Source organism: Winkia sp. C0117E2 (assembly GCF_056590455.1).
Genome location: NZ_JBWPWD010000007.1, coordinates 23,958 through 42,979 on the forward strand (window position 1 = coordinate 23,958; position 19,022 = coordinate 42,979).

Here is a 19,022-nt window from a genome sequence, read left to right on the forward strand (position 1 = left end):
GCAAACATGAAAGGGCTAATCACCGTCCACGACGCGCACGCTGATGCGCGCTACACCGTGTTCTTGGATTGCGCAGACGACACCCCAATACAGGAGGTGTTCCCCGCCTTCGGAAAGATCAGCGTGGCCGAACCTGCAAAAAGCGGGGTGGCGGTAGACGGGCACGCGGTTGGGCCCGAGCAAACCCTTGCCGAAGTGGGACTGCGGGAAGGGTCGTGGATCTCGCTGTACCCGCAGGGTGATCGGGCGCTCATGCCCTACGCCAGCACTGACCAAAAGGACGGCACGGTGCAACTGCGGTTCCTCAGCGGAGCTCGCACGGGTGAAGTGTTTGACGTTAGCAGCGGAACACTGTCCATCTCCTCCTTCCTTGACCCCGACGAGGCCTCCCTGGACTCAGAGTTCATGCTGAATATCGGGGCAGACGGGAGCGTATCCGTATTCCCTAACGTCAAAGCCAAGCGCATAACTACCAAAAAGAAGCGTTTCGGGCGAAAGAAAAAAGAGGTCGAACTGTCTTCTGGGGTACGAGTCGACGGTAAGGAAATCACCGAACCCACCGAAGTAGACCCCGGGCAGGAAATATCGATCCCCGACTGCATCGTGACAGTCACAACCACCCGCGGCGAACCAGTCCCCATAGATACGACCTCGAAACCCGGAAAGTGGCTCTATTCCAGGCCTCCAAAGATTCGCCAAAAGATCGAAGACAAGAAGTATTCTCTGCCAAACAAGCCGGTTGAACCCGACAAGTCTTCGCTGCCCTGGCTGACAGCCGCGCTACCCCTAATCCTGTGCCTTGGGCTGGCCTACTTCATGCACAACTACATCTTCTTGGCGTTCGGCCTGATGAGCCCCCTGATGATAGTTGGTTCTTACTTCACCGGGAACTCGCAAAGACGCAAATCCTTCAAACGGCAGATGGAAAAATACCGCGAATCCAAAGCCAAAACCCAGAAGGAAGCGCGCGACGCGGTGGCTCGCGAAGAAGCGCACTCGCGGGTGGAATTCCCCGACGCTTCCCAGGTGTTAGACATTTGCACCAGACACACCTCCCACCTATGGAATCGCAGGCCAGCCGATGATTCATGGCTGCGATTGCGCGTGGGCACCGGCGTGGTGAATTCGCACATTACGCTCACTGACCCGTCGAAGTTAGATTTTGAGCGCGTCAAACAGTGGGAGCTGGAGCGCTTCCCCGTGTCCGTATCCTTGACCGAATCGGGCTGTGTCGGCTTCACCGGACAGACCAGTATTATCTTTCCGGTCCTCAAGTGGGCGGTGGCGCAGCTGGCTGCCCTGCATTCCACTAGGGACCTGGGCTTGTACCTGCTTGCACCCAGGGCAAACGAGAAGGTGGAAGCTGCGGGCACGCCCTCGATAAATTGGCATTTTGCGCAGTGGATTCCCCATTTCATTCCCCAGCTTGGGCAGGGGGCTGTGCGCACGATTGGTATTACCGCCGAGCAGGTGGCCCACCGCATTTCCGAACTGGTGTCGATCTTGGATGCGCGCGCTGAGGAAAAGCGCAATCGGTCAATGAACACTTGGGCGGGTTCGCACATCGTGGTCATCATGGAGCACGCGCACCTGCTCCGCCAGATGCCGGGTACTATTCGGCTGCTCAAGGAGGGGCCGACGGTAGGCATGTTCATGCTGTGCGTGGATGCCGACGAACGGCTGCTCCCCGAAGAATGTGAAACTGTGGTCACTGCCGAGGGCGGCGTCCTGACTGTGGCGTCAAACCTGGGCAAGGATATTACCGACGTCATGCCTGACTTGGTTTCAGACAGGTGGTTGGATTCGGTGGCGTTAGCTCTAGCTCCCATCGAGGACGGCAGCCCAGATGCGGCCCAGCTTGCGATCCCTGATCAATCCAGACTGCTGAATCTTCTGGAGCTAACGCCTACTGCAAACGAGATCGAGGGCAGGTGGGCGTCGAGTCCTAGATCTACGGCATGTGTGATCGGCGAGTCCGTGGACGGCGCCTTCGGGTTAGATATTTCAAAAGATGGCCCTCACGGCCTGATTGCGGGCACCACCGGTTCTGGTAAGTCGGAATTGCTGCAGTCCCTGGTAGCGTCCCTGGCGGTGGCTAACACCCCGAATGCGCTGAACTTCGTCTTGGTTGACTACAAGGGTGGTGCGGCCTTCAAAGACTGTGTTCATTTGCCGCACACGGTGGGCATGGTTACCGACTTGGATAATCACCTGGTTGTGCGCGCGCTGACTTCCCTTAGCGCCGAATTGACTTACCGCGAGCACATGTTGGCACAAGTAGGTGCGAAGGACTTGGAAGACTACATCGACCTGCGGGCTACGAAGCCCGAAGCCGTCGAGATTCCCCGCCTGCTGATCGTTATCGACGAGTTTGCCTCGCTGGCTCGCGAGCTGCCAGACTTCGTTACCGGCCTTGTGAATATTGCTCAGAGGGGCCGTTCGCTGGGCATTCACCTGCTGCTAGCCACCCAGAGGCCGGGCGGTGTGGTGTCCCCAGAGATTAGGGCGAACGCTAACTTGCGCATTGCCCTGCGCATGACCGATGCCGAGGAAAGCCAGGACGTAATCGATGCCAAAGATGCCGCCCTTATTTCGAAGAACACTCCGGGACGTGCGGTAGTAAGGCTCGGTTCGTCCTCGTTGATTCCGTTCCAGTCCGCGCGTGTTGGAGGGCGGTATATAAAGGCTGAGGACTTGGTAGATCACTCTGCCAAGGCGCCGTTCATGCGGTCGGTTCCGTTTGTGAAGTTGGGGGCCGCCCCGCCGCGTCGCCCCGAGGCGAAGAAAGCGCGCGGAGACGTAGCTGTTACGGATTTGAAGATGCTGGTGGATGCCATCGTTCAGGTGAACGAGCGGTTGCATTTTCCACCGCAGCGTGAGCCGTGGCTGCCGGCCTTGCAGGACAACATTGCGCTGGCCAGTTTGCCGCGGGTCGGTGGGCAGGGGATCCGCATTCCGTTTGCATTGGGCGATTACCCTCAGGCGCAGAAGCAGCACGCTGTGTCCATCGATGCGGCCTCGTTTGGCAACCTGTACATAGTGGGCACCTCCCGCACCGGCAAGTCCACTGCGCTGCGCACTATCGCCTTTTCTGCCGCTTCCTTGTATTCCCCTGCACAATGTCACTTTTACTGTATTGATGCGGGAAATGGTGCACTGGGGCCGCTGAAGGCTATGCCGCACGTGGGGGCCGTAGCTAACCGTGGGGAAACGCAGAAGATAGATCGGCTCTTGCGCAAGTTGGAGGCGGAGCAGGGGAAGCGTTCCGCCATGCTTTCTAGGGATGGCTATTCCAATATTGACGAATACAACCAGAATTTAGCCGAGGGCGAGGCCGCGATCCCGCACGTGTTTGTGCTGTTGGATTCTTGGGAAGGTTTTCATTCGACGTACGAAACTTACGACACGGGCACCATGTTGACGCGCATTCAATCCTTGATGCGGGAAGCCCCGTCAGTGGGTATTCACTTTATTGTGTCGGGTGACAGGGCGCTGCTGAGCGGCCGCATGTCTACGTTGGCCGAAACGAAGATTCTGCTGAAACTGGTGGAGCCTTCTGACTACACCTTGATCGGCATGAAGGTGCGCGAAGTTCCCGAGAACATGACTGAAGGGCGGGGGTTCCGCTCTGATGATTTGGCAGAGTTGCAGATTGCCACCATTGGCAAGGAGCTCAGCGGTCGCGAGGAGTCGGAGCGGATTCGTGCTTTGGGCACCAAGCTCCGCGAGAAGTATCTGGATTTGCCCAAGTCTCTTCGGCCTTTTGCGGTAGAGGAGCTGCCTACAGACATTTCTGTCGAACGTGTTTGGGAACGCGAAGAGGTCGAAGGGCTGCCTGAACCTGCTGACCTCAATTGGCCTCGACTGAGCTTGGGCGTCGGCGGAGACGACAACTCGCTCATCTCTTACGACCCGGTGGCTGTCCCCATGCTGCCTATCTACGGGTCTATTCAGGCTGGCAAGACGACCGCGCTCGCTACGGCAATCAACTCTGGGCTGCGGGCGGGATACCGAGTGGTGATTGTGGCCCCCAAGAGAAATATGCTGCATCGTTTTGCGGACCGGCCCGGGGTGGAACGGCTGATTACCCTGCCCACCGACTTTACTCGCGAGGCTTTGGAACCGTACGTCCTCGGCGCCGACGGCAGCCCCCAGCGCACGCTTATTGCGATAGACGACGCCCAGTTGCTGAAGGAGGCCCCAGCTGGTGACTGGCTGCGCGACATTATTGGTCGCTTGGATGATTCTAGAGCCAGCTTTGTGGTTGCTGGTGACACTGAACAATTCCCGATGGGCTTTAACACCTGGGGCGTGCGCGTGCGGGGGTTGAAGATGGGCATCCTGCTGCGCCCGGACGACGTGTTGAACCAGGATCTTATTGGAATTCGCTTGAAGAGGGCGCAGCTAAACAGTGAAGGCCCTGCGGGGCGCGGTTTTGTGCATATCGGGCGGCTGAATGAGGCCATGCAGGTGGCGTCTAGTGGCGCGACCACTAAGGAGAAGCGTTCATGAAGTGGTTCGGTTGGTTTAGGAAGAAGAAGTCTGAGGGGATAAAACCGGTGGCTAGGCCTGCTAGGGTGTTCGCCGAGATTCCTAGATTGCCAACCCCGGTCGAGAATCGGGTAACTAAGGCCTGGGAGGTAAAAAGTCAGACCGCTTCCGCCAAGGCGCCAAAGTCGGCTGAGACGCACAAATTTGTGCTCGAGTTTTCTGATGGACAGGTGGTGCCCTTTACTAGTAAGGGAGCCTGTGGTCGAGGAAAGACGGGTACTGCCGATTACGACCAGTATGTGCGAGTGGAGGATCCGCAGGTTTCGCGGGTGCATTTCATATTCGGGTTGGATGGCGACGGTTTTCCATGGATAGAGGACGCCGGTAGCGCTAATGGTACGGATGTTGTTTACGCCAGCGGGAGGCGGCAGGACCGGTGCAAAGGCGTCGTAGGATTGGACGTCCGCGACCAGATCATGTTTGGGAATATGTCGGCAGTGGTAAATAGGGTTATTGATAATTCTGCCCTATGAGTGCGTGCGGCATTAATGCCATTTATGCGGGAATGAATACCGCCTATATTAGAACGGATATAGAAAACAACGTTAACGGTTGGTGAACTGGGGGTTGTTTTTAGGTGTATTTGTTGTTTGGGTCTGTTGTGGGTTTTTTGGGGTGGTTAGGGTTGGTTTTGGGTCGGTGATCTTGCCGGCTGTTTTGGGAAACCGACTATTTTGATTTGGAGTATTTCCATGGCGAACATGAATGTTACTTATGCTGAGCTGCAGCAGGTTGCTTCTCAGTTGCAGTCTGGTCAGGGCGAGCTTGAGGGTATTTTGGGTAAGTTGCAGTCTTTGGTGGAGCAGCTGGTTTCGGCTGGTTTTCAGACTGATCAGGCTTCTGGTGCTTTCCAGGCTTCTTACAGCGAGTTTACTCAGGGTGCTAAGTCTGCGGTGCAGGGTCTTACTGGTATGTCGCAGTTCCTGAACAAGGCGCAGCAGTCGATGTCTGAGCTGGACTCCTCGCTGGCATCCGGTCTGAACTAACTAATGGCGTATTTGGCCCTGCCCTCCGGGTGAGCGGGCAGGGCCTAACAACAGTGCCGGAGGGGCAATGTCAGACCTAAAAGTTGACCAGGCAGAGCTGGACGAATTGCAAAATACTTTTTCTAATATTAGGCAAGTATTGAGCCTTGGGGATAATGAAGATATGGAGCCTACAAAGCATAATGTGGGCCACCCAGATATTATCCGTGAGCTCACTGATTTTAATACCGAAGTGCAAAAGACTCGGAATAAGTATCAGGAAAAAGTACAAAATTATTCGCAGTATCTGGAGAATGTCTCTAAGGGCACTACCGAGGCAGACAAACAAATGGCTCAAGCCGCTAGGGGTGGCTCCCAAGCGCAGGGCGCTACAGCAAATGCAGGTGGTGGGAGCCGATGAGTACTGCCGAGGACGAACTAACTATTTCTTTCATCCCGCCCGCCGGGTGGGAACGAATTGACGTTGATCCTGACCGGCGTGACGCGCAGCTATTCAAGGTACTGAATCCCATGCGCAACACGGTTGCTAACTGGCACGAGGTCTATCCGAAGGTTCGGCAAGGACTTTCCAACGCATACGAGCAGGCCTGGAATTCCGGGGTCAGGCTAGCGTATACAACCAATCCGGATCCGCGGGGCGTAGACAATTTGATGGCTACGTTCATGGTTTCGATCATGCCGTCGGCTTCCGCGTTTGGCGAGATAGATGAAGAGCTAGAGATCATTTCCGAAACTCTTCTAGAAGAGCAGGAAGCCCTGACGGACGACGAAGTTATGGATCTAATACCTGTCGATGTGCCGGAACTGGGGCGTGGCATTCAAGCGGCTGCGGTTGCCTCTGCGCGGTCTTTGACGGGTGACGGGCCAGCGGATACGAAGCTCGTGCATTTTCGTACTTTTATCCCAACTGCGGGGCAAGTTTTGGTCACGACCGGGGTTAGCCCGCAAACAGACGTTGCCGAGACACTGTTCGAGCTGTTCGCATTGATCACCAGCTCTGTGCGTGTCACGAGTAAATAGGACTTGGAGAATCCGATGGAGCGAAATTGGCATCTTGTTGGGGAGTCATCTAATCCGATTCCCGGAGATAGCAGTGAAATTGCTGTGCTCAGCCAGAGGTACCAGCGTTTAGGCGACATTTTCGAACACGCTTCGGCGCTACTTGGTGGTAGTCCTACCGGCGCACAGCAGGGGCAGTGGGCTAACAAGATCCAGGAAAAGTCCGAGAAACTTCCGGGGGACTTCCGCCAGTTCGCTGGCGGATTCCACAAGGTGGCACAGGCACTGAGGTCGTGGGAGAGATACATTGATCCCTTGCGCTACAGAGCGGAGCACGCACTAAACGAAGCAGAGCAGGCGCACACGGATAGTCGCTGCATTGGCGGAGCGATTAGCCAGATCACGGGGCTGGCTGAGCGCTCCCATGAAGGCTCATCTAGTGCGAGCTTGCAATTGGAAAGCTATAAACGCCAGCTTGGAAATGCGGCTAGTCACCTGGCTGAGGCAAAAGCGCAGGTACAGATGGTCAAAGAAGAGTACAACTTAGCCGCGGCGCAAGTGGTCAGCCAGATCCGGGCAGCAAATGAGGAAACCCCCAAGCTTAAGGGGATCGAAAAGTTGCTGTACTCGGATTTTTGGCAGGGACTCATGGAGGTCCTAAAGGCGGTGTCCATTGTACTTGGCGTTGTGGCGATGTTTATGGGCGGAGGCTGGGTGGCCGTTGCGAGTGCCGTAATATCATGCCTGCAGGCTATAGACCAAGTGATGCGTCTGGGTGCCAACGGGCAGCTAACCATTGATAATTTGCTCAAGATCGGCGTCTCCCTCTTGCCGGCATTGCAAGCTGCAGGCGGGGTGTTGGGGCAAGCCTTCCAGGCGGTTGTGAGCGGTGGCAATTGGATGGTGGCCTTCGCTCCTCAGCTCACAGGTGTATCACAGATGTTTATGGGCGCCATAAAACCCGCCTTAGATAGTGGTTCAGTCAAGAATGTCCTTGGCGCGATAGGGAATTCGGTAAATAAGCTCTTTACTACCGGCCAGTGGGATAATCCACTGACACACATTAGTCCCGCCGATGCGCAAAATGCGATCGGTGCAGTAACGCAGTCAGCCCGCAACTTGGTTGAAGGACCTGATTCGTTCTTGCAGTCGCCTGACGGGGTGAGGTCAGTGATACCGAAGTTACAGGAGGCTGGTAGCCAGGTCGGTGCAATAATTAACGGTCACCCTGCAGCGACGGGCGGCATGGGGGCAGCCGGAGCCGGAGCTGCGGCGGCGCCAACAACAGGTAACGCTGCCGGAGCCGGAGCCGCGGCGGCAACAACAAATGCGTATTCCGGAGTAGGCGCTGCGGCACAACCCGCTAATGCTACAACTGCGCAGCCACTGGTCTCAGCTCATGCGGGAACAGCTGGGGCGAGCGCGTCGTCCGGCGGTGCGAATCTGATGAGCAGTGGTACTGACGGGTACACCAGCTCCGGTTACATGTCTGAACCGAGCAGTTTTGGCTCCGCAAGTGGTGGTTTCAGCTCTTCAGGTCATATCGGCGGAGCAGAGACCTCGGCTTCAACGGGAGCGGCTGCTACGTCCTCGGACGGGGGAAGCCTATTTAGCCCAACCATGCAGGGAGGAGTTCCTTCCTGGGAGAGCGGACTTGCAGCGCAACCGCTTTCGGGTGGGGTCTTCTCGTTGCTTTCTCTCTCCGACAAACTACTTGGTCCATGGGGGTTACTTAGCAGTGTGCTAAGCGCGTTAGTTAAGTGATTACAACAGGTCTACAGGGTCTTTACTCCCGCACTGCTCGTGCGGGAGTAAAGCTGCGTAATGAGACACAAGAAAAATTCGCTATTGTATGTAATGTGCAATGTTGTTGAAGGGACACTGCAGTGGTAAAGATCTTCACCGGGGATGAAAAATTCATCGCAGACGTGCAGGAGCTAATAAAGCTAGTGGAGCAATCTCCGTCAATTGGTGAACCTGCCGGAGATGAGCTGATCAGTGCTGGGTTTGATCTGTTTGGCCAAAATAGCTACGGGTACATGTTTGTAGAGTGCGCCCAGGGCAATCAGCAGACCATAGATGGTGTACCTGGCATTATGAGCGTCGCCATTGCTAGAACCAAAGAGTCCGGTATTGCCGGGTGGGTGTTCACCTTGCTGTGGGATGCGTGCGGGCGGTTGCAACAGCTCGGGGACGAAGAATCGGATGCGGTTACGGAGCTCATTGACCACGTGGATAATACGTGCCGCATGGGGGCTCACCTGCTATTGAGGTACAGCCAGGACGATGACCAGCTGTGGTTCCCAGCTATGCAGTTACTGTCCGGGGAATATTTGGAATTTCTGGACATGATGTTGGCGAATATGGGGGTTACCTTCGATCAGCAGACGGTAGATAAGCTCACCAAGATCGCAGACGAGCGTCGTTTTGAGCGGATTTCCAAGAACAGCGGTCTGGCTAATGGGGAGCGGGTGTCCACAGATGATGCCCCGGAGCAGCCGGCTAATTCGAGCGAGTCCCTCAAACAAAACTGGGATGCGCTGCAGTCGGGCGAAAACGAGATTTCCATTCCCGAGGACGTGCCAATGCATCGGGAGACTGTTCAATATGCTTTCACACTTGCCCAGGTGATTCGGGCATATCAGTTTCGGGCGAAGCAAAAGTTTGGCGTTTCAGACGAGGAAACAGGCATTATTCCCGCCCCGGTGTTCCCGTGGGATGGGAAGGACTTTGTGCACGCGAAGGCTGTCGGGGTGGCTGGGAGTAGAACTAACGTGCCGATGGTGGAAGCCAGCCTAGAAGAGGGCGGAAACGAAGCTGATTTCGGCACTGGTATTCAGAACCTACTCACCATGCAGAAGGTGGCGATGGGGGGAGGCATTCTTTCCATTCCTCATTTGACTATGCAGAATTTTGAGCGAACTGGCACCGAGAATATGCAGAGTTGGGGACCAGAAGAGAGGTTCGAGTGGTATAAGACCTACCAGAAGCTCGCAGCAGACATGGCGCTTCTAGTTCTGACTAATCTATTGGATAAACAATTTGCTTGCGATCTAGCCAGGGCCCTGATTACGGGTAGTAATAAGGAATATGCCCAATTGGTCCTGCCTCTATATGAGACGGCGTGATCTACGACGGAGTGAATGTTTTCTGAAGTTTTCCGAATCCTGGTTGTCTCGGAAAACTATTTACTATTTCTATTTAAGTAGCGGTCTAAACCGACTTTTCAAAAATGTAAAATATGCTATCACCTCACAGGTTAACGGTTGGTGAACTGGGGGTTGTTTTTAGGTGTATTTGTTGTTTGGGTCTGTTGTGGGTTTTTTGGGGTGGTTAGGGTTGGTTTTGGGTCGGTGATCTTGCCGGCTGTTTTGGGAAACCGACTATTTTGATTTGGAGTATTTCCATGGCGAACATGAATGTTACTTATGCTGAGCTGCAGCAGGTTGCTTCTCAGTTGCAGTCTGGTCAGGGCGAGCTTGAGGGTATTTTGGGTAAGTTGCAGTCTTTGGTGGAGCAGCTGGTTTCGGCTGGTTTTCAGACTGATCAGGCTTCTGGTGCTTTCCAGGCTTCTTACAGCGAGTTTACTCAGGGTGCTAAGTCTGCGGTGCAGGGTCTTACTGGTATGTCGCAGTTCCTGAACAAGGCGCAGCAGTCGATGTCTGAGCTGGACTCCTCGCTGGCATCCGGTCTGAACTAATAGTTGGCTTGGGTTGGATTCTGAGCAACTAAGATCTCGGAACTCAACCTTTCGTGAAGGTAGGGGTGAGCCGTGGCCGATCTTAAAGTGAATCAGAAGGACCTGGAAAAGCTCAAGAGCAATTTTGACAACATACGAAATACCCTGAGTCTACAGAGTGACGGCAGAATTTCTCCGTCAATGGAAAATGTAGGGCATTGGAAAGTCGTTACTGCGCTAACCGGCTTTAATCGTCAAGTACAAAGTACTAGAAATAAGTATCAGAAAAAAGTAGAGCGGTTTTCTGATTTTATTGATCAAGTTATCGAGAATACTGACAACGCGGATTCAGATATGGCGCAAACTATTCAGGAGGCAACTCCGAAAATATCAACCTCCGCAGGCGGGCAGGTAGCGGATCGCTAGAGTTTCTTCTGACAGTTATATCTTAGTATTTAATACACGCTTTGTTATGCGAAATGTTAGGCATTTCGTAGTTATGGGGAATCATGGGTGAGAATTGGTATTTGGTGGGGGAGTTACGTAATCCTATTCGTGGTGATGGTGCGCAAATCGAAACGATGATTAAGCATTACCGGGATTTAGGTGACACCTTCGAGAAAATGGCTGCGTATCTTGACGGTAGCTCTGTGGGCGATCAGCAAGGTAAATGGGCTCAGATTTTAAAACAGGAATCTGGGGAGCTGCCGAATGACTTCAGGAAATTTGCTAGTAGCTTCAATACGGTCGGCAACCACCTTGCCGACTGGAAGACAAAAACTGAGGATTCGCAGGAAAAGGCCCGCGTTGAGGTAAGAAAGGCAGAAGCGGCAGAGCAAGACCGAGCCGCGGCTAGTGCTTCACTTCGGCAGGCTATGAGTCATGCGGTAGCGGCGGGGATGTCGGCTACAATAAGCGGCAACGTGGCGCAAGTAGCTGAAGCGCAGAGGCAAGTTTCGTCGTATCGGAATAAGTTGAACGAGGCTAAAGGGCGAATTGCGGAAGCTACAAAAAAAGTTCATGAAATAAAAAGAACTCACGATAACGATGCCGCCACGACAGCTGCTAAGATCGAGTCCGCAAAAGACGATGCGCCGAAGCTAAACGGGTGGGAAAGAATTCTATATTCTGACGCCTGGAAAGCTCTAGTCAAAGTAGCAAAAGTAGTGTCTGTGGTTCTTGGAATAGTGGCCTGCTTTGCGAGCGGCGGCGCCATCGCAATTGCATTAGGAGCAGCGGCTCTAATAACAGTGTTCAATGGATTTATGGAATGGCGTGCTGGCGATAAGAGTGGAGCAGAGTTCGCGATAGACGCTATTTTTGGCGCAATAACCATAATCCCTGGCGCAAAGGCCCTTGGCACTGGTTTGAAGGGGCTGAAGGCAGGTAAAGCCGCCAAGGCATTCGCTCCAGAACTGACTGCGACGGGGAAGCCGCTCCAGAAAAACTTCTCTCCACTTTTGGAGAACGGAGCGTTCAAAAACTTCCGAGCGGGCATAGCTAAATCGGCAAAGAACTTCCTTCATACAGGAAAGTGGTCAAGTCCTCTCTCTGGCATTGAACACGGCGCATATAGCGAGATCAAGGGGGCCGTGAAACACTCTTTCTACAATGCGACACATGGCAAAGAGTCTTTCCTGAGGAGCAGCGACGGCCTCAAGAAGGTACTTTTTGGTGACGTATTGCCAAGTAAGAAGAAAATTGCTGATTTCAACATAGCTAGAAAAAATGTTGGTGAATACAGTCAGCTTTATGGCAAATTGGGTGCGATGGAACGTGGCGGTGCAGGGCTTTCTGCGTTCGACAAGCTGAGCAACGCGGGTAACTCGGTGTTGCAGTCACATGTTATCGATAAGGGAGCTGACGTACTTAAGACTTTCAAACCGTTAGTGAAAGATGCGATGACCTCGTACAACAACCTCAATGATCCACTGAGCTCAGATGGCATTTCGCTGGATAACACCTTCCGCAAGATGTTCCAACCTGCAGGGCACGTAAAGGGGCTTGAGGACGCGCTCAAGTAGCAACTAGAGAAGTGCCCCGATCGGAGCCAGTGGTTCTATTGGTACCGCAGATAGCAAGAAACGCGGGGACTGGAACAGGCCCCGATCCCATTATTGCTGCCATCCGGGAGAATTTACCCTCGTCATGGCGCCGGCAGCGCTATTTGCCGAAGCTTATAGCCATCCTGCCCAGGGCGGGAATTGCGAATTAGTAGTTAGGAGAAGCAAGTAAATGGGTTCTATAAGTTCCGGCCAGAACGCAGGGGAGCGCAAGCGCAGTGGGCAGATGCCTAACGGTGTCTTGGTGCGCTACTTAATGCACGGAGCCGGGTACGAGACGACGAAGACGCCCCCAATAACGTGGAGGAATATAGCCCTCTGCCTAGTTGGCTTGCTTGCGGTCTTCATAGTTGGCATCCTGTGCCAAAGCGTATACATGGTACGGACAGGCGATGTTAGCGGTGATGCGTGGTTTGTAGGGCTCTCGCCAATAGATCGCGAGAACGGCAACACCCTCCTCCTAACGCTAGCTCTGTTGCTGGCCCCCGAATTGTCAGCAATGTTTGGGCTCGTGGCAGCTGCCTTCTGCATCTGGATGACGTATTCACGAGGTGCAGCATTCTTTGGCACAGTCTCTTCCCTGGGAGCAGGAGAAAGCATTGGTAGCCAACTTGGAAAATACTTGCTCTACAAAAAAGTTGTAGCAGGTGAAGTCAACAACGAATTCTACGATCCGATCCACAGCCTTCCAGTCAAACTCTCGGCAGACTCCTCGATTTTTGGGAGCTACTGGCCGCTTGGAGCAGGCATCATAATGATCGTGCTGGCGCTAGTGTGCCAATATGCCATGAGGAAGACGTCCAGCCTCAAACTATTCGGGGTTATTGCCGTAGTTGCCGGCCTAGTCCTAGCGGGCCGAGCCCTCTACCAAGGCCAACTAATAGGGGTGCTGCTTACCCTAGTCCTGCTAGTAGTTGCATTCCTGATCTTCCCGTTTGACGTCGACGGCACCCTCCACCTAGTAGACAATAAGTACTCCCAAAAGGCAGCCATCGGTGTGAGCATCTTACTGTTCTTCGAGTTAATCGCAATATTCGCCCTCGCCGTAGTGATCGTTTCCTAAAGCAAGCCGTCACCCGCGCAAACAACAAAAAGATGCCCCGCCCTCGGCACATGCCAAAGGCGGGGCAGTGTGTAACTGAAGCTACTGAGCGGTGGAACCGCCGCTCTGCTCAGAAGGCTTAGCCGGAGCCTCTTCTGGCTTAGAGTCCTTGTCCTCAGTGGAATACTTCGCAGCATCCTCCTCGGAAAAATCAACCGCATCGTCAGAAGCCAATTCCTGTGCAACCTCGTCGTGGATACTGTCAGACAGATCCTGGTCTTTGATAGGTGACCTAGAGAGCGCCCTCTTCAAAGCTGCAGCATGCTTGCGCCCAAAACGGAGTCCCGGGTTGAGCTTGCGGGCAACCAGCGCGCGGATCCGGCCACGCCGTTCAGCTTCATCGGAAATCTTTGATCGCTGGCGCAACCATGCGTACACCATCACTGCAATTAGAACGATGCCAATGTAACCAATGATCGGGTAGAAGATAGCAATCAGCTTCTTGAACCCGATGAAGCTGACGCCAAAAGCAACCAGCGTGGTGACAATCAGGATGGGGCGGAAACGTTCCGGCTTAGACGAGGAAGCCCTCTTCGCGAACGCATAAAACATGCCGATAGCGGTATTGAAGATCATGCCGAAAATAATCAGCGCCACCACAACTGCTAGCTTCGGACTTACCAGTTCAACCATTTGCAACGTGGGCATGTCGTAGCCGGCAGTATCGCGCACCGCATAGATCAGCCCGAGGGCGGACAAGGCTAGCAAGATGCCGAAAACAATGCCGCCCAGCAGTCCGCCCAGTCCAGCTGAACGCGGATCCACAAAATCGCCGCCCATGACGATCGCCATGGACACGGCAATGATGAACTCCATGCCCACATAGTTCAATGCCGAAATAGACCAGTGGGGCAACGAGGTATGTACGGTTGCGTGAGCCACCGGCGTAAGTGTGGAAACAGATTCCGTAGCGGTGACGATCGAATAGATCGCAACCGAAACCAAGAAAATAATAACCAGCGGGGTAATCGCGCCAATCAGCCGAGTCACCTTGTCTACATCCAAGAACCCCGCCAAAATGACCATGCCCACCATGATCAAAGCGCCCACAATGATGGGCAGCCCAAACTGCTGCTGCAAGTTCGCGCCCGCGCCAGCAATCATAATCACGCCGGTGAAGAACAACGTGAACATGATCGAAGCGTCAAAGAAACGCGACAGGATCGGGTGCGTCACCCGATCTAGCACAAACCTGTGTTCCTTAGCCTGAAAGTAGCTTCCGAGTTCAAGCGTGGCCAAACCGGCGGCAGCCATTACCACCCCCGCAATCACAGCTCCCCAAATACCAGAAAGACCAAAAGCCACGAAGTACTGGGAGATTTCTTGCCCGGAAGCAAACCCTGCTCCGACGACAAGGCCAATGAACGCGAGAGCAATACCAATTGCGCGCTTAACCATGTGCCACCCCTCGAAAACTACATAAGATAAAAGAATTTATAAAACCATAATACGGCTGCGTATTATTTGCCGCTCAGAGAAACAATATTTGGGCAAAAAAGTGGGAGGGGTCGAAACCCCTCCCACTAACTGCTAGCAAAAACTAGTTGTCAGAGTGCTGGTCCAAGCCGGCCTCATGCGCCTGTACCTTCTGCTCGGTGCGATCCTGCACCTGCTCGGTGGTAGCAGCGTCCTCGGCCTGCTCGTTAGGAACTTCCTGATCGTCGATAGGTAGATCCATCTTTACGTCCTCCCAATATTCTTCGGCCCACGGATCTTCAACCGGCTTAGTGCGGCGCCAAGCCACATAGCCGGCAGCGCCAACAGCCGCAGCGATCAACAGGGCAATGATGCCGCCCTTAGAAGAGCTATTCGACTTGCGGGCCTTAGCCAAAGCCTTCTTGTTGTCCTTAGCAGCCTTCTTAGCCTGCTTGGCAGCCTTCTTGGCGGCCTTCTTCAATTCACGCTTCGAGGGAACCGGGGTGTCGAGCGCGGCCGACTTAGCCGATTCAGCTGCGGCCCGCGTCTTCTTTACTGCAGGAGAAGCGGCTGCCGCTGCCGCGTACTTCTTAGCGGAAGACTGAGCTGCCTTGCCGTACTTCTTTGTAGCCTCAGTAGCGTCCTGAGCCTTATGCTCGAGCGAAGGCAGAACTTCCTTCTGCAACTTCTCGCTTGCCTCATTTACGCGGGGCAAAATGTCGTCCTCGAAACGTGCACGAGCGTCCTCGTAAACTGGCCTAATCGCCTTGGAAGCCTGATCAACCTTGGGGGCCACGTAATCGGCGGCCGCGTCAATCCAACCATGAGCGTGGTCGCGAACCGACTCGATGGCCTCGGTCGATGCTTCCTTCTTCTTACCGAACATCCACATGCTCCTCACATTGTCGGCGCCGAAACACTTTCGGCGTATACCTTTCTATTCTGCCAACAAACCACAGCTTTTGCTTGACCTATAAAGTAGTGAACAAAAATTTCGCCAATGGCGACACCCGAAGGCGGCAAAAATGCGCATCGAAACTAGCGCCGCCGCCCTCGCCCTGGCAACATTGGAGCCATGGAAGCAATAATGCATACAAACAAAGGCGACATCCGCCTAGAACTATTCCCGAATCACGCCCCGCTAACCGTGAAGAACTTCCGCGAACTCGCCCTCGGCGAGCGCGAATGGCTGAACCCCACCAACGGTAAGCCCACCTCGGAACCGCTCTACAAGGGCGTAATCTTCCACCGCGTCATCGACGGGTTCATGATTCAGGGTGGCGACCCGCTCGGCACTGGCACTGGCGGCCCCGGCTACCAGTTCAAAGATGAATTCCACCCAGAACTGACCTTCGGCGAACCCTACGTGCTTGCAATGGCAAACGCAGGTCCCGGCACTAACGGCTCGCAGTTCTTCATCACCGTAGCGCCCACCCCGCACCTGCAGAACCACCACACCATCTTAGGCAAGGTGGCAGACGAAGAATCCAAGAAGGTAGTTGACGCAATCGCTAAGGTGCCCACCGGCCCTCAGGATCGTCCTCTTGAAGATGTAGTCATCGAATCCGTCGAGATCAACGACTAGTATTCGCTCAAAAAATATCCGTCCTTATCGTTAGTGCCGATCCGCAGCCATACAAGCGCTGCGGACGCCTACCGATAAGGACGGAAAATTTATTTCCACCGAAGTAGCATCAAGAACCCGACCATCGCAACGCCAACGCCGACGCCCAGGTTCCAGTTACCAATAGCGCCAATCGGGTACTTAGCGCCAGAAATGTAATAAACGATGATGTAGAGCAAGCCGATAATCATCAAGGTCACCGATACGGGCGCCCACCACCGTGGCGACGGGGTCATGTCCGCGGACCAGCCCTTGTTCAGTTCGGACTCATCGACGGTAATGTTATGCGACTTACTAGACTTGCGGGACTCGGCCACTGCGACTCCTGGGGTAAAAACTATTCTGGTCGAGTCCTAGTGTAGTGGCTTCACAGGCGACAAATGCAACACGAAGCATAAAACGAACGTGAATGCTCATACAATAGTTTCTAGCAAAAACCAGGAGGTGAGCGGGTGAGCCACGTCAGAACGCCCCAGCCGCGCAGCAAACGCCGGCGCGGAGCCGACCCAATCAGCGTTATTGGGGAACTGCTTATAACCATAGGCCTGGTAATCGGCCTGTTCGCATTTTGGCAAGTCTATGTAACTGACTGGCAGGTAGCCGCTTCCGAGGACGCCGCCCTCAGCAAGTTCGACAAGCAGCTGAACGACGGGCCCAAGAAAATTTCCAACGACCTGCGCTACGACGCTCCACCGGCCACGGACCGGCCCGGATGGGACACCACCTTTGCTAGTCTGCACGTTCCCTCCTGGGAAAAAATGGTTGTGCCCGTCGTAGAAGGATCCGCCCAATACATCCTGGACAGGGGAGTGGCAGGACACTACGAACGCACCGCCCTACCTGGCGAGGTCGGAAACTTCTCTGTAGCCGCCCACCGCCGCTCCTACGGATCCAACTTCCGCTACATCGATCGATTAGAGGCCGGTAGCAACATTATTGTGCGCACCAAAAAAGCTTGGATGGTCTACAAAGTAACAGAGAAGAAGCTGACCACCCCCGACGACGGATCCGTCATCGCGCCCGTCCCCGGTAGCGACAGCGGCGCCCAACCAACCGAACGGCTGATGACCCTCACCACGTGCTCGACCGCTTCGGGCGGACAATTCGGCAACACGCACCGCTATATAGTGCACGCAAAACTAGACCACTGGGTGCCCCCTGAAACCGGCATCCCCGCAGAACTAGAAGGAACAAAATAATGTACGCAGCACTGTGGCGGATACTGCCCGGACCCACATTCGTGAAATTGCTAGAAGCCCTAGTCCTGCTTATGGGTACCATTGCAGTACTTTTTACCTGGGTCTACCCCTGGGCGGAAAAGTACTTCAATCTGACCGGAAACACTGTTCATTAGGCAAAACATATGGAAAATCAGCAAGTGGGCAAGGGCCTAAAAATACTGTGCGTAGATAACTACGATTCCTTCGTATGGACCATCGTCGGCTACCTGCGGGCCCTGGGCGCCACAGTTGAGGTGGTACGCAACGATCGCGTGGCCGCAAACGCTCCGGCACAGGTAGATATAGACAAAATAGGCGGACGTTTCTACACGGACCAAAACGGGCAAGCCCCACAGGCAACCCGCGCGGCCTCTGTAGAGGACGCCATCGCCCCATACGATGGCATCCTTGTTAGCCCCGGACCGGGCACGCCCTCGGAAGCCGGAGCAAGCCCCGCAGTGTTGCGGGCCTGCAAAAAAATGGGCAAGCCGATGCTAGGGGTGTGCCTAGGTGAGCAGGGACTGGCCGAAATTTGTGGCGCCAAAGTAGTGCGCGCCCCGCAGCTTATGCACGGAAAAACATCTATGATCAGCCATAACCGTGCTGGCATTTTCGAAGGCATCGAAAGCCCACTGCAAATAACCCGCTACCACTCCCTAGCGGTCGACCCCGCTACCATCCCCACCGAGCTCGAAGTAACCGCCACCACCGACGACGGCATCGTGATGGGAATCCAACACAGGCAAGTGCCACTATGGGGCGTCCAATTCCACCCCGAATCCGTCACCACCCACGCCGGACACCAAATGTTTGCCAACTGGCTCCGCCAGGTGCGTGACCATAGGTGAACCAGCTGCTGACAAAGGCGAAAACCCTAGCCGGAGACGCCCCACTACGACTCCTCATAGACGGCCGCTCCGGATCAGGCAAGACGTCCTTAGCGCAGCAGCTAAGCCAAGAAACAGAAGAACTCGAACTACTAGCGGTAGAACAATGGTGTCCCGGCTGGGACGGCCTGCAGCAAGCCGCCCACACCTGCGCCGATCTACTGCACGGCCGCATCACCCAAGTACACCTATGGGACTGGTACGCCGACGATTGGGGCAACTGGTTGCGCCCGGACCCAACTAAAGACTGGATCGTAGAAGGATGCGGCGCCCTCACCCGCGATTCCGTGAGCGCGCCCGGCGCCGTAGGTGTATGGCTAGAACTAGACGCCGCCGAGCGTAAAAAGCGCGCTCTGGCCCGCGACGGCGAACTCTACGCTCCCCACTGGCACGACTGGGCAAAAGCCGAAGAAAAACTATACGGCGCCGAAAAACCCTGGCAACTAGCCGCCCTCCACCTGTAAAACACGCAAAAGAAAAGTGCCCACCGGGACC

19 protein-coding genes are annotated in these 19,022 nt (G+C 54.7%); 16 read left to right on the forward strand and 3 right to left on the reverse strand.

The features are described from left to right. The first annotated feature begins 6 nt into the window (after positions 1-6). From AC1EKG_RS09555 to AC1EKG_RS09605, 11 genes are all read left to right on the forward strand, one after another. Positions 7-4,512, forward strand: a complete 4,506-nt coding sequence (locus tag AC1EKG_RS09555; RefSeq protein ID WP_053086192.1) for an FtsK/SpoIIIE domain-containing protein — start codon at positions 7-9, stop codon at positions 4,510-4,512. Further along, entirely contained in the window at positions 4,509-5,024 is a 516-nt protein-coding gene (locus AC1EKG_RS09560; protein ID WP_048706727.1) for an FHA domain-containing protein, read from the forward strand. The genes AC1EKG_RS09555 and AC1EKG_RS09560 overlap by 4 nt, the downstream gene beginning before the upstream one ends. Before the next feature lie 219 nt (positions 5,025-5,243). Then, positions 5,244-5,537, forward strand: coding sequence for a WXG100 family type VII secretion target (locus AC1EKG_RS09565; RefSeq protein ID WP_004807054.1), 294 nt, complete (start codon positions 5,244-5,246; stop codon positions 5,535-5,537). 67 nt (positions 5,538-5,604) lie between these two features. Then, positions 5,605-5,937, forward strand: a complete 333-nt coding sequence (locus AC1EKG_RS09570) for a hypothetical protein (RefSeq protein WP_048706721.1) — start codon at positions 5,605-5,607, stop codon at positions 5,935-5,937. Next, complete coding sequence (locus AC1EKG_RS09575) at positions 5,934-6,557, forward strand: hypothetical protein (protein WP_048706722.1); 624 nt, start codon at positions 5,934-5,936, stop codon at positions 6,555-6,557. Before AC1EKG_RS09570 ends, AC1EKG_RS09575 begins: the two co-directional genes overlap by 4 nt. Positions 6,558-6,572: 15 nt before the next feature. Continuing rightward, positions 6,573-8,300: a putative T7SS-secreted protein gene (locus AC1EKG_RS09580; RefSeq protein ID WP_048706724.1), complete on the forward strand. Its 1,728-nt coding sequence runs from the start codon at positions 6,573-6,575 to the stop codon at positions 8,298-8,300. Positions 8,301-8,422: 122 nt separating this feature from the next. Then, positions 8,423-9,664 (forward strand): hypothetical protein, encoded by a 1,242-nt coding sequence (locus tag AC1EKG_RS09585; RefSeq protein ID WP_481067838.1) that lies wholly within the window; start codon positions 8,423-8,425, stop codon positions 9,662-9,664. 278 nt (positions 9,665-9,942) lie between these two features. Further along, positions 9,943-10,236: a WXG100 family type VII secretion target gene (locus AC1EKG_RS09590; protein WP_004807054.1), complete on the forward strand. Its 294-nt coding sequence runs from the start codon at positions 9,943-9,945 to the stop codon at positions 10,234-10,236. A 72-nt stretch (positions 10,237-10,308) separates the two neighbouring features. Continuing rightward, the gene (locus tag AC1EKG_RS09595; protein WP_048706990.1) at positions 10,309-10,641 is read left to right on the forward strand and encodes a hypothetical protein; all 333 of its coding nucleotides are present in this window, start codon (positions 10,309-10,311) and stop codon (positions 10,639-10,641) included. Positions 10,642-10,724: 83 nt separating this feature from the next. After that, positions 10,725-12,239: a putative T7SS-secreted protein gene (locus AC1EKG_RS09600; protein ID WP_481067839.1), complete on the forward strand. Its 1,515-nt coding sequence runs from the start codon at positions 10,725-10,727 to the stop codon at positions 12,237-12,239. A gap of 211 nt (positions 12,240-12,450) precedes the next feature. After that, positions 12,451-13,341 (forward strand): hypothetical protein, encoded by an 891-nt coding sequence (locus AC1EKG_RS09605; RefSeq protein ID WP_048706988.1) that lies wholly within the window; start codon positions 12,451-12,453, stop codon positions 13,339-13,341. A gap of 81 nt (positions 13,342-13,422) precedes the next feature. Here the strand turns inward: AC1EKG_RS09605 and AC1EKG_RS09610 are convergent, their stop codons facing one another. After that, positions 13,423-14,778 carry a YkvI family membrane protein gene (locus AC1EKG_RS09610; protein ID WP_048706987.1) on the reverse strand — a complete coding sequence of 452 codons (1,356 nt, stop codon included), beginning with the start codon at positions 14,776-14,778 and terminating at the stop codon, positions 13,423-13,425. A 142-nt stretch (positions 14,779-14,920) separates the two neighbouring features. Further along, entirely contained in the window at positions 14,921-15,682 is a 762-nt protein-coding gene (locus tag AC1EKG_RS09615; protein ID WP_048706986.1) for a hypothetical protein, read from the reverse strand. A gap of 189 nt (positions 15,683-15,871) precedes the next feature. Between AC1EKG_RS09615 and AC1EKG_RS09620 the strand changes: the two genes are divergently transcribed. After that, positions 15,872-16,381 (forward strand): peptidylprolyl isomerase, encoded by a 510-nt coding sequence (locus tag AC1EKG_RS09620; protein ID WP_481067840.1) that lies wholly within the window; start codon positions 15,872-15,874, stop codon positions 16,379-16,381. An 89-nt stretch (positions 16,382-16,470) separates the two neighbouring features. Here AC1EKG_RS09620 and AC1EKG_RS09625 read toward each other — a convergent pair whose 3' ends face one another. Further along, positions 16,471-16,737 carry a cell division protein CrgA gene (locus AC1EKG_RS09625; protein ID WP_048706985.1) on the reverse strand — a complete coding sequence of 89 codons (267 nt, stop codon included), beginning with the start codon at positions 16,735-16,737 and terminating at the stop codon, positions 16,471-16,473. Positions 16,738-16,872: 135 nt separating this feature from the next. Between AC1EKG_RS09625 and AC1EKG_RS09630 the strand changes: the two genes are divergently transcribed. The 4 genes from AC1EKG_RS09630 to AC1EKG_RS09645 are packed head-to-tail and all read left to right on the forward strand — an operon-like array spanning position 16,873 to position 18,991. After that, positions 16,873-17,619 (forward strand): class E sortase, encoded by a 747-nt coding sequence (locus AC1EKG_RS09630; RefSeq protein ID WP_004807038.1) that lies wholly within the window; start codon positions 16,873-16,875, stop codon positions 17,617-17,619. Next, positions 17,619-17,774, forward strand: a complete 156-nt coding sequence (locus AC1EKG_RS09635; protein ID WP_004807037.1) for a hypothetical protein — start codon at positions 17,619-17,621, stop codon at positions 17,772-17,774. The genes AC1EKG_RS09630 and AC1EKG_RS09635 overlap by 1 nt, the downstream gene beginning before the upstream one ends. A 9-nt stretch (positions 17,775-17,783) precedes the next feature. Then, entirely contained in the window at positions 17,784-18,488 is a 705-nt protein-coding gene (locus tag AC1EKG_RS09640; RefSeq protein WP_048706984.1) for an anthranilate synthase component II, read from the forward strand. Further along, positions 18,485-18,991 (forward strand): nucleoside/nucleotide kinase family protein, encoded by a 507-nt coding sequence (locus AC1EKG_RS09645; RefSeq protein ID WP_101485879.1) that lies wholly within the window; start codon positions 18,485-18,487, stop codon positions 18,989-18,991. Before AC1EKG_RS09640 ends, AC1EKG_RS09645 begins: the two co-directional genes overlap by 4 nt. Positions 18,992-19,022 lie beyond the last annotated feature (31 nt).